The sequence below is a fragment of the Pseudomonas indica NBRC 103045 genome (assembly GCF_002091635.1).
Lineage (GTDB): Bacteria > Pseudomonadota > Gammaproteobacteria > Pseudomonadales > Pseudomonadaceae > Pseudomonas_M > Pseudomonas_M indica.
This window is the reverse complement of the sequence record NZ_BDAC01000042.1, coordinates 1-11,589: the sequence shown is the minus strand read 5'-3', so window position 1 is coordinate 11,589 and position 11,589 is coordinate 1. Positions and strand designations below refer to the sequence as shown.

Below are 11,589 nucleotides of genomic sequence, written 5' to 3'. Positions count from 1 at the left end.
ACCACCCACTCGATCGGGATGTTTTGGGTGAAGGCGCTCAGATCGGAGAAGTTGAACAGTTCGCCTAAGTCGAGCAGTTGCTGTTGCAGCAGAGACATAAAAAATCCGATGCCAGTGACCTGGCATCGGATTTTCGAGGAAGCCCCGCCTGGGCTCAAATGCTTAAGTGAACAGCATTACCGCACTTGGCGGGGCCTTTTCTTTTTGCTCGACGGGACTTACAGGCCGGCGGCGGCGCGCAGGTCGGCGGCCTTGTCGGTCTTTTCCCAGGTGAACGCGGTGAAGGTGTCGCCACCGACGGTCATTTCGAACGGATCGCGGCCGAAGTGGCCGTAGGCCGCGGTCGGCAGGTACATCGGGTGGAGCAGGTCGAGCATGCGGGTGATCGCATACGGACGCAGGTCGAAATGCTCGCGGACCAGTTGGACGATGCGCTCGTCGCTGACCTTGCCGGTGCCGAAGGTGTTGATCGAAATGGAAGTCGGCTGGGCCACGCCGATGGCGTAGGAAACCTGAATCTCGCAGCGCTCGGCGAGGCCGGCGGCGACGACGTTCTTCGCCACGTAGCGGCCGGCGTAGGCGGCGGAGCGGTCCACCTTGGACGGGTCCTTGCCGGAGAACGCGCCGCCACCGTGGCGGGCCATGCCGCCATAGGAGTCGACGATGATCTTGCGTCCGGTCAGGCCGCAATCGCCCACCGGGCCGCCGATGATGAACTGGCCGGTCGGGTTGATGTGGAACTGGGTGTCCTTGTGTAGCAGCTCGGCCGGCAGGGTGTGCTTGATGATCAGCTCCATCACCGCTTCGCGCAGGTCTTCGTACTTGACCTCCGGATTGTGCTGGGTGGACAACACCACGGCGTCGATGCCGACCACTTTGCCGTTCTCATAGCGGCAGGTGACCTGGCTCTTCGCATCCGGGCGCAGCCACGGCAGCAGGCCGGACTTGCGCGCTTCGGCCTGGCGCTCGACCAGGCGGTGGGAGAAGCAGATCGGCGCCGGCATCAGCACATCGGTCTCGTTGCTGGCGTAGCCGAACATCAGCCCCTGGTCGCCGGCGCCCTGGTCTTCCGGCTTGGCGCGGTCGACGCCCTGGTTGATGTCCGGGGACTGCTTGCCAATGATGTTGATGATGCCGCAGGTGTGGCCGTCGAAGCCGACGTCGGAGCTGGTGTAGCCGATGTCGCAGATGACCTTGCGCACCAGCTCTTCCAGGTCGACCCAGGCGGAGGTGGTGACTTCGCCGGCGACGATGGCTACACCGGTCTTCACCAGGGTTTCGCAGGCCACGCGGGCATGCTTGTCCTGGGCGATGATGGCGTCGAGCACCGCATCGGAGATCTGGTCGGCGATCTTGTCCGGATGGCCTTCGGACACGGACTCGGAAGTAAACAGGGAATATTCGCTCATCTATCGGTTCCTAAATTACCGGTGGGTGAGTCGGTCATCAGCGGCTGGCTTGGCGAAATGCCGCACCTGAATCTGAAAACCGTTACGTAAGCCAATGTAGAGGCTCTCGCCGGGCGTGAGCCCCGCGGCATCGGCCCAACGGGCCAGATCGTCCTGTTCGAAGCCCAACCAGAGATCGCCGCAGGCCTCCCTGGCCCAACTCTGGTTGTGGCTGCACAACTCGGTGATCAGCAGGCTGCCGCCGGTCTTCACCAGGCGGGCCAGCCGTTTCAGCGCCTCGGCCGGCGCGGCGAAATGGTGCAGGACCATGTTCAACACCACGCAATCGGCCGCGGCGACATCGTCGTTCAGGGCGTCGGCGAGTATCAGCTCGACATTGCCCAGGCCCGCTTCGGTACAGCGCAGGCGCGCCAGTTCCAGCATCGCCGGGCTGTTGTCCAGCGCCCACACCCGGGAAAAACGCCGGGCCAGCTCGGGCAGGAAACCGCCGTCGCCGGGGCCGACTTCCAGCGCCGTGGCGCCGGGCGCGAAGCTCAAGGCTTCGAGCAACGCCAGCACGCTATCACGGTACTGCGGCAGCCCGGCGATCAGGTCCTGCTGGGCCTGAAACTTCTCCGCCACGCGGCTGAAGAAGTCGTGGCTGGCGGTCGCCCGCTGCGCATGTACCGCGGCGATCCGGCCCTGTACGTCGGCCGGCAGCGTCAGGGCGTCCACCTCTTCCAGCAATGCTGCATGCAGCGCGCCGCCCAGCGTCTCGGCATGGGGCAGGGCGCGGCGGTAGAACACCGCATTGCCTTCGCGGCGGGTCGCCACCAGCCCGGCCTGGGCCAGGACCTTGAGGTGATGGCTCATGCCGGACTGACCAATGGCGAAAATCTGCGCCAGCTCCAGTACGCCGAACGAATCGTTGGCCAGCGCGCGCAGCACGTTCAGCCGCAGCGGATCGCCGCCGGCCTTGCACAGGGCGGCCAACTGGTCGCCGGCTTCGTGACGAAGTGAGGGCACGCGCAGGTTCATAGGGCGCGCAGTCTAGTCGGTCACTTTTCGTACAGCAAGGCCAATATCAAAAGTTTTTGATATTGCTGGCGGCGTCACGCCTGTCCTGAGAGGGCGAGCAGCCCCTGGAGACCGGAATACAGGCCGAGGGCCAGGAGGCATATGCCGGGCACCCAGGTCAGCAGCGCCTTGCCGGTGTCGAGGCGGAACAGGCGCTGGGACAGGGTGGCGTAGGTGGACAGCACGCTCAGGTCGATCACCGCCCAGATCAGCGCGAGGATGCACGCCTGCCGGGCGAACGACTGGCCGGGAAGGATGAAGCTAGGCAGGAAGGCGAGGAAAAACAGGATGTCCTTGGGATTCGACAGCCCCACCCGGAGGGTGCGCCAGAAGCACTGGCGGCCACCCGTCACGCTGCATTGGGCGGCGTCGCCGGAGGCGCGCAGGGTGGACAGCCCGAGCCAGGCGAGGTAGAGCCCGCCGAGGAGGCGGCCCCATTCGAGCACGAGGGTGTTCACGTCCAGCGCCAGATACAGCATCAGCAGGGCACAGGCCAGGAGAATCTGGGCCGAGAGGATGCCGCCGAGGATGGTCCAGGTTGGCCAGGTGCCCCGGCCGTCGGCGAGTACCAGCGCAACCACCGGGCCGGGCGATGCGATCAGCAGGGTAATGGCGAGTGCGAAGCTGAGGTAGGTGATCACAGGTTGGCCACCAGGTCGAAGACCCGTGTGCTCCTTCCGAGTTTCTCGGTGTAGTAGCGGTGGTTGCAGACCACGAAGGTGCGCTGGAGCCAGCGGTCCGTGCCGTCGAAACGGGCGCTGAAGGCGCTCCTGGCATGGGCCGTCTTGCGGTTGTCGATGATCAGCAGGTCGCCGGTCCTGAGCTTGAGCGGCCGCGCTTCGCGCCAGGCGATGTCCCGGAGGCGGGTCATCTGGTATTGCGCATAGCCGTTGCGGGCGACCATGAACTGCGGGTCGAAGCGGAACATCGGGTCTGCGGGGTCGCCATAGAGCACCGTCTGGTTCTTGCCGATGTCGAGCCGGCAGTTCTTCCCGTTCGGGCAATAGTCGGAAAGGAAGTTGTACTTCTCGGTAAAGAAGAAATCGAGGCAGTCCGGCGTGAGGTGGTGCCGGATCTGTTCGATCGAGCTGATGTAGGTGATCGCCTCGCTGCCCGGGTCCTGGCGCAGGCAGAGTAATACCAGATAGTCCGGCTGGACGGCATGGAAGGCGTTTTCGGTGTGCAGGTCGAGTTCCGTGTCGTAACTGTCGGAGGTCTTCTTTCGGCTGTGTTGTTTATGCGGGAAGAAGTTATTGACGATGTTGCCGTCCGACTCCTGCACATAACCGATCGGTTCGCCGAGCAGGGCGGTGGTCTGCAGAATCAGGCGTTCGCTCTGGTTGTCGTGTTTGCCGATGAGGCGGCGGTCCCTGGGTGTCGGTGGGATGCGGCCGATGGGCATGTTTTCCAGCAGCAGGTATCCCTGTTCATTGCCGAACTGTCGGAAGGTGATGATCTTTGAGATATGGTCCTGATGCAGGCCGCCATTCGCGATGCTGGAGACCAGCAGTCCTTTTATATCGCTCATTTTTCCAGGGTGTTCGGTAGGTTGCGGATATGTGAAGGGCGGGGTATCTCACGGGCCGCCTTCGGCGTATCAACGGTTCGGCCAAATCGTTGGGGGCGAATTCTATGGACGGGGCGGGCAAGTTGAAGCGGAAAGAATGGCCGGTTGGAATGAGTTTTAGTCATGGTGGATAAGTCGAGCGCTCGCATTCCGCCGCTTTATGCGTTGCGGGCATTCGAGATGGCCGCCCGGTTCGGCTCCTTCACCCTGGCGGCCGAGCAGCTGTGCATTACCCAGAGTGCGGTGAGCCGGCACGTGCGTTCCCTCGAGCAGTCCCTGGGCTGTCGTTTGTTCGAGCGGAAGGGCTCTAAGCTGGTGCTCACCGAGCATGCGCGGATACTCGCCCAGGGCCTGCAGATGGGGTTCGAGACTATCGAGAACGCCTGCATGGCGGTGGCCAGCCGAGAGGTTTCCCTGCGCCTCAAGGCGCCGTCGACACTGACGATGCGCTGGCTGCTGGGCGCGCTGGAGGGGTTTCACGCGCGCCATCCCGGTATTCAGGTGCAACTGACCAGCGTCTGGATGGATGAGGATTTCGTCGATTTCCGCGCCGAGCCGTTCGATTGCGCCATCCTGCTAGGAACCTGCGACGGCATGGTGGACGAGTCCGAAAAGCTGTTCGACGAGTGGTTGGTGCCGGTCTGTGCGCCCGAGCTGCTCGGCAGCGAACCCTGGACGCTGGACCGCCTGGCCAACTGCGAGCTGATTCATCCGACGCGCGATCGCCGGGACTGGCGGCGCTGGCTGGAACGCATGGGCTGCAACGACCGCTTGGCGTGGCGCAAGGGCAAGCTGTTCGACACCCTGGAACTGGCCATCTCCGCGGCGATGAAGGGGCATGGGTTGTCCATGGGCGACCTGTCCCTGGTCAAGGAAGAGTTGGACAGCGGCGCGCTGGTCCTGCCGTTCCGCACGGCGGTGCGCTCCCAGGGCAGCTATTACCTGGTCTGGCCGACACGCAGCCGGCAGAACCGCACGCTGGAGCTGCTCCGCGCGCACTTGCTGGAATGCCTGCCGACGTTCGACGCCGCCGATATGACCTTGCTGGAGTGAGGCTGCCGTTGGCCGCGAATACTGGCTTGCGGCCAGCCAGTCGACGAGCAGAGGCCGCGGTTCCGCAATCCATCATTGCCCCTGGAGGCTCGGCTGGGCGAAAATAGCGGCCTTTTTCGGTTCAGTACCCCGCAGGAGATTCAACGATGCCCAGCCGTCGTGACCGTGCCAACGCCATCCGCGCCCTCAGCATGGATGCCGTGCAGAAAGCCAACAGCGGCCACCCCGGCGCCCCCATGGGCATGGCCGATATCGCGGAGGTGCTCTGGCGCGACTACCTGAAGCACAACCCGGCCAATCCACAATGGGCCGACCGCGACCGCTTCGTGCTGTCCAACGGCCACGGCTCGATGCTGATCTACTCCCTGCTGCACCTGACCGGCTACGACCTGTCCATCGATGATCTGAAGAACTTCCGCCAACTGCACAGCCGCACCCCGGGCCACCCGGAATTCGGTTACACCGCCGGTGTCGAGACCACCACCGGGCCGCTCGGTCAGGGCATCGCCAACGCCGTCGGCTTCGCCGTGGCGGAAAAGATCATGGCGGCCCAGTTCAACCGTCCCGGCCATAACATCGTCGATCACTATACGTACGTGTTCATGGGCGATGGCTGCATGATGGAAGGCATTTCCCATGAAGTCTGCTCCCTGGCCGGTACCCTGGGCCTGTCCAAGCTGATCGCTTTCTACGACGACAACGGCATTTCCATCGATGGCGAAGTGCACGGCTGGTTCACCGACGACACGCCGAAGCGCTTCGAAGCCTACGGCTGGCAGGTGATCCGCAACGTCGACGGCCACGACGCCGACGAAATCCGCATGGCCATCGAGACCGCGCGCAAGAGCGACCGTCCGACCCTGATCTGCTGCAAGACCATCATCGGCTTCGGTTCGCCGAACAAGCAGGGGAAGGAAGAAAGCCACGGCGCCGCCCTGGGGGCCGAAGAGGTGGCGCTGACCCGCGCGAACCTGGGCTGGAGCCACCCGCCGTTCGAAATCCCGGCCGACATCTATGCCGAGTGGAATGCCCGGGAAGCCGGCAGCAAGGCCGAGAACGACTGGAGCCAGCGCTTCGCCGCCTACCAGGCCGAGCACCCCGAGCTGGCCGCTGAGTTCATCCGGCGCATGGCGGGCGAACTACCGGCCGATTTTTCCGCCAAGGCTTCCGAGTTCATCCGCGCCGTGGCCGAGAAGGGTGAAACCATCGCCAGCCGCAAGGCCAGCCAGAACTGCCTGAACGCCTTCGGCCCGCTGCTGCCGGAGCTGCTCGGCGGCTCCGCCGACCTCGCCGGTTCCAACCTGACGCTGTGGAAAGGCTGCAAGCCGGTGGTCGAGGAAGACGCCTCGGGCAACTACATGTACTACGGCGTTCGTGAATTCGGCATGAGCGCCATCATGAACGGCATCGCCCTGCACGGCGGCCTGATCCCCTACGGCGCGACCTTCCTGATCTTCATGGAATACGCACGCAACGCCGTACGCATGTCGGCGCTGATGAAGCAGCGTGTGCTCTATGTGTTCACCCACGACTCCATCGGTCTGGGCGAAGACGGCCCGACCCACCAGCCGATCGAGCAACTGGCCAGCCTGCGCATGACGCCGAACCTGGATACCTGGCGCCCGGCCGATGCGGTCGAATCCGCGGTGGCCTGGAAGTACGCCATCGAGCGCAAGGACGGCCCGAGCGCCCTGGTGTTCTCGCGCCAGAACCTGCCGCATCACCTGCGCGATCACGAGCAGGAAAGCGCCATCGCCCGTGGCGGCTATGTCCTGAAGGATTGCGACGGCGAGCCGGAGCTGATCCTCATCGCCACCGGTTCGGAAGTCGCCCTGGCCGTGCAGGCTGCCGACAAGCTCGCCGAGCAGGGCCGCAAGGTGCGCGTGGTCTCCATGCCGTGCACCAGCGTGTTCGATGCCCAGGACGCCGCCTACAAGCAGTCGGTGCTGCCGGTGGAAGTCGGTGCGCGGATCGCCATCGAAGCGGCCCATGCCGACTACTGGTACAAGTACGTCGGCCTCGACGGCCGGGTGATCGGCATGACCAGCTTCGGCGAATCCGCGCCGGCGCCGGCCCTGTTCGAACACTTTGGCTTCACCGTCGACAACGTGCTTTCGGTAGCCGAAGAGCTGCTGGAAGACTGACGTCCAGCCGAAAGCCGTGCTGCCAGCCACCAGTCGGAGCGCTTCGTCCGATGGCTGGCAGCGTGCCGTTTGTCGCGGAGCTGCCATGCCCAACCGCCCTTACAAAGTTGTATTGAACGGCTATGGCCGCATCGGCCGTTGCGTGTTGCGCGCGCTCTACGAGCGTGGTGCCGGGGCGAGCTTCGACGTGGTCGCCCTGAACGACCTGGCCGACCAGGCCAGCATCGAATACCTGACCCGTTTCGACTCCACCCATGGTCGCTTCCCCGGCGACGTGAAGGTCGAAGGCGATTGCCTGCACATCAATGGCGATTGCGTGAAGGTGCTGCGCAGCGCGACACCGGAGGGCATCGACTGGGCCGGCCTGGGCGTCGACCTGGTGTTGGAGTGCTCGGGCGCCTACCACACCCGCGCCGATGGCGAACGTTTCCTCGAGGCCGGTGCGCCACGGGTGCTGTTCTCCCAGCCCATGGCCAGCGAGGCGGATGTCGACGCCACCATCGTCTTCGGCGTCAACCAGGCCAGCCTCGGCGGTAAGGAGACCCTCGTCTCAAATGCATCCTGCACTACCAATTGCGGCGTGCCCCTGCTGAAACTTTTGAACGAGACGGTGGGTCTTGAGTACGTTTCCATCACCACGATCCACTCCGCGATGAACGACCAGCCGGTAATCGACGCCTATCACCATGAGGACCTGCGCCGCACGCGCTCGGCCTTCCAGTCGGTGATCCCGGTGTCCACCGGGCTGGCGCGCGGTATCGAACGCCTGCTGCCGGAACTTAGTGGACGAATCCAGGCCAAAGCCGTGCGCGTGCCGACGGTCAACGTGTCCTGCCTGGATATCACCCTGCAGACCGCCCGCGACACCAGTAGCGAAGAAATCAACCGCGTGCTGCGCCAGGCCGCTGAAAGTGGCCCGCTGAAAGGCCTGCTGGCCTATACCGAGCTGCCCCACGCCAGTTGCGACTTCAATCACGATCCGCATTCGGCCATCGTCGACGGCAGCCAGACCCGCGTTTCCGGCCCCCGGCTGGTGAACCTGCTGGCCTGGTTCGACAACGAATGGGGCTTCGCCAACCGTATGCTCGACGTCGCCGATCACTACCTGCGCGTCGCCAACGCTTCCAATTAACCAGCCTCCGTGAAGGACCGATCACCATGACCGTGTTGAAGATGACCGACCTCGACCTCCAGGGTAAGCGCGTGCTGATCCGCGAAGACCTCAACGTCCCGGTGAAGGACGGCGTGGTGAAAAGCGATGCGCGCATCCTCGCCTCCCTGCCGACCATCAAGCTGGCGCTGGAGAAGGGCGCGGCGGTGATGGTCTGCTCCCACCTGGGCCGTCCGACCGAGGGCGAGTACAGCGAAGAGAACAGCCTCAAGCCGGTCGCCGATTACCTGGGCAAGGCCCTGGGCCGCGACGTCCCGCTGGTCGCCGACTATTTGAACGGTGTCGAGGTGAAGCCCGGCGAGCTGGTGCTGTTCGAGAACGTGCGCTTCAACAAAGGCGAGAAGAAGAACGCCGACGAGCTGGCGCAGAAATACGCCGCCCTGTGCGACGTATTCGTCATGGACGCCTTCGGTACCGCCCACCGCGCCGAGGGTTCCACCCATGGCGTGGCCAAGTTCGCCAAGGTCGCCTGTGCCGGTCCGCTGCTGGCGGCCGAGCTGGATGCGTTGGGCAAGGCCCTGGGCAACCCGGCCCGACCGATGGCGGCCATCGTCGCCGGCTCCAAGGTCTCCACCAAGCTGGACGTGCTGAACAGCCTGAGCCAGATCTGCGACCAGCTGATCGTCGGCGGCGGTATCGCCAACACCTTCCTCGCCGCGGCGGGTTACAAGGTGGGCAAGTCGCTGTATGAAGCCGATCTGGTCGACACCGCCAAGGCCATCGCCGCCAAGGTCAGCGTGCCGCTGCCGGTGGACGTGGTGGTGGCCAAGGAATTCGCCGAAAGCGCCGCCGCCACCGTCAAGGCCATCGCCGATGTGGCCGACGACGACATGATCCTCGACATCGGGCCGCAGACTGCCGCCCAGTTCGCCGAGCTGCTGAAGTCGTCGAAGACCATCCTCTGGAACGGCCCGGTCGGAGTGTTCGAGTTCGACCAGTTCGGTGAGGGCACCAAGGCCCTGGCCCTGGCCATCGCCGAGAGCGATGCGTTCTCCATTGCTGGCGGTGGCGACACCCTGGCGGCCATCGACAAGTACGGCGTGTCGGAGCGCATCTCCTATATTTCCACCGGTGGCGGCGCCTTCCTCGAGTTCGTCGAGGGCAAGGTGTTGCCGGCGGTCGAGGTGCTGGAGCAGCGTGCCAGATAAGACGTCGAGGACGAGCGGGCGGATAGCGAAGCGCCGGGTGTGGTCCCTTGAGATATCCACCCGGAGGAAATCGCGATGCGCTATCCCTTGCTCGTCCTCATGTGTTCGATCGGCCTGATCGGTTGTTCCGGTGGTTCGCCGGTCACCAGTACCTGCGAAGTGATCAGCCCGCCGCCTGCGATGGGCCCCACCGAGAAGGACAACCAGCGGATCGAGACACAGAGCAGCGGCGATCCGACCGCTGCCCAGGACAGTCCGGAGCAGCGCTGCCCTTGAAGGCACGCAGCACGGCAGGAGATGAGATGAAAGGTATTATCGCCCTGGCGGCGGCCGTTGTTCTGCTGTCTGGCTGTGCCGGTGCGCCGGCCGAACAGCCGTGGAGCCGCTGGACTTGCGACAGCGGCGCGGAGCTGAACTGGCGTTTCGCCGATGTCGGGCGCGATACCGTCGATCTGCGGGTGAGCGGAAGCGACGTGGTTTATCGGCTGCAGCGGGAACCTGCCGCCTCCGGCGCTCTCTATAGCGATGGCGTTATCGCCTTCCATGCCAAGGGCGAGGAAGGTCTGGCCTACTGGGTCGCCGGAAACGACCTGATCGGTCGAGGTTGCAAGACCCAATGAAGGTAGAACCTATGCGTTACGTGTCGCTGAGTCTCCTGCTGCTGTCGTTGTCCGGCTGCTCGCTGGATCCTGTCGGAAACCGTTGGTGCAGCGAACTGGCTGCCTACTCGCTCAGTCAGCGCGAGGCGCTGCCCGAGCAGGGCGCTCCGGTCCGGACCGGCCTGGCGACGACGGCGCGCCGTCCCACCGCCTGCCACCACGGCTGACAAGGGCTGCCGGGGCCGGAGATGCCCGGCCCGAAAAACTTGAATACCGCCTGCCCCTGCGGCAGGCTTTGACGCTTAACGACCCCAACCGGGAGAAAGAAATACCATGGCTCTCATCAGCATGCGCCAGATGCTGGACCACGCCGCCGAGTTCGGCTACGGCATTCCGGCCTTCAACGTCAACAATCTCGAGCAGATGCGCGCCATCATGGAAGCGGCCGACAAGACCGACTCTCCGGTGATCGTTCAGGCCTCCGCCGGTGCGCGCAAATATGCCGGCGCCCCGTTCCTGCGCCATCTGATTCTCGCCGCCGTCGAAGAATTCCCGCATATCCCGGTGGTGATGCACCAGGACCACGGCACCAGCCCGGCGGTCTGCCAGCGTTCCATCCAACTGGGCTTCTCCTCGGTGATGATGGACGGCTCCCTCGGCGAGGACGGCAAGACGCCGACCGACTACGAATACAACGTCCGCGTGACCCGTCAGGTGGTGGACATGGCCCACGCCTGCGGCGTGTCCGTGGAAGGTGAGCTGGGTTGCCTGGGCAGCCTGGAAACCGGCCAGGCCGGCGAGGAAGACGGTATCGGCGCCGAAGGCACCCTGGATCACAGCCAGATGCTGACCGATCCGGAAGAGGCCGCTGACTTCGTCGCCAAGACCAAGGTCGACGCCCTGGCCATCGCCATCGGCACCAGCCATGGCGCCTACAAGTTCACCCGTCCGCCGACCGGCGACATCCTCGCCATCGATCGCATCAAGGCGATCCACCAGCGCATTCCGGACACCCACCTGGTGATGCACGGCTCCTCCAGCGTGCCGCAGGACTGGCTGGCGATCATCAACGAATTCGGCGGCGAAATCCCGGAAACCTACGGCGTTCCGGTCGAGGAAATCGTCGAAGGCATCAAGTACGGCGTACGCAAGGTGAACATCGACACCGATCTGCGCCTGGCTTCCACCGGTGCCATCCGCCGCTTCCTGGCGCAGAACAAGAGTGAGTTCGACCCGCGCAAATACCTGGCGAAGACCGTCGATGCCATGCGCGACATCTGCATCGCCCGTTATGAAGCCTTCGGCACCGCCGGCAACGCCTCCAAGATCAAGCCGATCTCCTTGGAAGCGATGTATCAGCGCTATGCCAAGGGCGAGCTGAATCCGAAGGTGAATTAATCGCCTGCGTTCTTCAACAAAAAACCCGCTGAAAAGCGTAATGC

At 64.3% G+C, this 11,589-nt stretch carries 12 protein-coding genes; 8 read left to right on the top strand and 4 right to left on the bottom strand.

The annotated features are described in order from the left end of the window. Positions 1-218: 218 nt before the first annotated feature. The 4 genes from metK to PIN01S_RS25905 all read right to left on the bottom strand — a co-directional run bounded on the left by metK (position 219) and on the right by PIN01S_RS25905 (position 3,993). Positions 219-1,409, bottom strand: coding sequence for a methionine adenosyltransferase (metK, locus tag PIN01S_RS25920; RefSeq protein WP_084339803.1), 1,191 nt, complete (start codon positions 1,407-1,409; stop codon positions 219-221). Between the two features lie 15 nt (positions 1,410-1,424). Then, complete coding sequence (locus PIN01S_RS25915) at positions 1,425-2,426, bottom strand: ArsR/SmtB family transcription factor (RefSeq protein WP_084339802.1); 1,002 nt, start codon at positions 2,424-2,426, stop codon at positions 1,425-1,427. A 74-nt stretch (positions 2,427-2,500) separates the two neighbouring features. Further along, positions 2,501-3,106 carry a LysE family translocator gene (locus PIN01S_RS25910; protein ID WP_084339801.1) on the bottom strand — a complete coding sequence of 202 codons (606 nt, stop codon included), beginning with the start codon at positions 3,104-3,106 and terminating at the stop codon, positions 2,501-2,503. Further along, positions 3,103-3,993 (bottom strand): TauD/TfdA family dioxygenase, encoded by an 891-nt coding sequence (locus PIN01S_RS25905; protein ID WP_084339800.1) that lies wholly within the window; start codon positions 3,991-3,993, stop codon positions 3,103-3,105. Before PIN01S_RS25905 ends, PIN01S_RS25910 begins: the two co-directional genes overlap by 4 nt. Positions 3,994-4,155: 162 nt before the next feature. On the opposite strand from PIN01S_RS25905, the gene PIN01S_RS25900 reads away from it, so the two are divergent. From PIN01S_RS25900 to fba, 8 genes are all read left to right on the top strand, one after another. Then, positions 4,156-5,085, top strand: a complete 930-nt coding sequence (locus PIN01S_RS25900; protein WP_084339799.1) for a LysR substrate-binding domain-containing protein — start codon at positions 4,156-4,158, stop codon at positions 5,083-5,085. A 146-nt stretch (positions 5,086-5,231) separates the two neighbouring features. Further along, positions 5,232-7,229, top strand: a complete 1,998-nt coding sequence (gene tkt / locus PIN01S_RS25895) for a transketolase (protein WP_084339798.1) — start codon at positions 5,232-5,234, stop codon at positions 7,227-7,229. A gap of 85 nt (positions 7,230-7,314) precedes the next feature. After that, positions 7,315-8,361 carry an erythrose-4-phosphate dehydrogenase gene (gene epd / locus PIN01S_RS25890; protein ID WP_084339797.1) on the top strand — a complete coding sequence of 349 codons (1,047 nt, stop codon included), beginning with the start codon at positions 7,315-7,317 and terminating at the stop codon, positions 8,359-8,361. A gap of 26 nt (positions 8,362-8,387) precedes the next feature. Further along, a complete protein-coding gene (locus PIN01S_RS25885; RefSeq protein WP_084339796.1) occupies positions 8,388-9,548 on the top strand; it encodes a phosphoglycerate kinase in 1,161 nt (386 codons plus the stop codon). A gap of 75 nt (positions 9,549-9,623) precedes the next feature. Next, positions 9,624-9,824 (top strand): hypothetical protein, encoded by a 201-nt coding sequence (locus tag PIN01S_RS25880; RefSeq protein ID WP_084339795.1) that lies wholly within the window; start codon positions 9,624-9,626, stop codon positions 9,822-9,824. 26 nt (positions 9,825-9,850) lie between these two features. Further along, entirely contained in the window at positions 9,851-10,168 is a 318-nt protein-coding gene (locus PIN01S_RS25875) for an MliC family protein (protein ID WP_084339794.1), read from the top strand. Next, on the top strand, positions 10,165-10,374 hold the full coding sequence (locus PIN01S_RS25870; RefSeq protein ID WP_139198649.1) for a hypothetical protein: 210 nt from the start codon (positions 10,165-10,167) through the stop codon (positions 10,372-10,374). Before PIN01S_RS25875 ends, PIN01S_RS25870 begins: the two co-directional genes overlap by 4 nt. A gap of 106 nt (positions 10,375-10,480) precedes the next feature. Continuing rightward, positions 10,481-11,545, top strand: a complete 1,065-nt coding sequence (gene fba, locus PIN01S_RS25865; RefSeq protein WP_084339792.1) for a class II fructose-bisphosphate aldolase — start codon at positions 10,481-10,483, stop codon at positions 11,543-11,545. The last annotated feature ends 44 nt before the right edge of the window (positions 11,546-11,589 follow it).

Coding starts and splice junctions, on each gene's coding strand:
- fba (WP_084339792.1), top strand. CDS start 10,481: ATGGCTCTCATCAGCATGCGCCAGATGCTGGACCACGCCGCCGAGTTC.
- PIN01S_RS25905 (WP_084339800.1), bottom strand. CDS start 3,993: ATGAGCGATATAAAAGGACTGCTGGTCTCCAGCATCGCGAATGGCGGC.
- PIN01S_RS25900 (WP_084339799.1), top strand. CDS start 4,156: ATGGTGGATAAGTCGAGCGCTCGCATTCCGCCGCTTTATGCGTTGCGG.
- epd (WP_084339797.1), top strand. CDS start 7,315: ATGCCCAACCGCCCTTACAAAGTTGTATTGAACGGCTATGGCCGCATC.
- PIN01S_RS25875 (WP_084339794.1), top strand. CDS start 9,851: ATGAAAGGTATTATCGCCCTGGCGGCGGCCGTTGTTCTGCTGTCTGGC.
- metK (WP_084339803.1), bottom strand. CDS start 1,409: ATGAGCGAATATTCCCTGTTTACTTCCGAGTCCGTGTCCGAAGGCCAT.
- PIN01S_RS25880 (WP_084339795.1), top strand. CDS start 9,624: ATGCGCTATCCCTTGCTCGTCCTCATGTGTTCGATCGGCCTGATCGGT.
- PIN01S_RS25870 (WP_139198649.1), top strand. CDS start 10,165: ATGAAGGTAGAACCTATGCGTTACGTGTCGCTGAGTCTCCTGCTGCTG.
- PIN01S_RS25885 (WP_084339796.1), top strand. CDS start 8,388: ATGACCGTGTTGAAGATGACCGACCTCGACCTCCAGGGTAAGCGCGTG.
- tkt (WP_084339798.1), top strand. CDS start 5,232: ATGCCCAGCCGTCGTGACCGTGCCAACGCCATCCGCGCCCTCAGCATG.
- PIN01S_RS25915 (WP_084339802.1), bottom strand. CDS start 2,426: ATGAACCTGCGCGTGCCCTCACTTCGTCACGAAGCCGGCGACCAGTTG.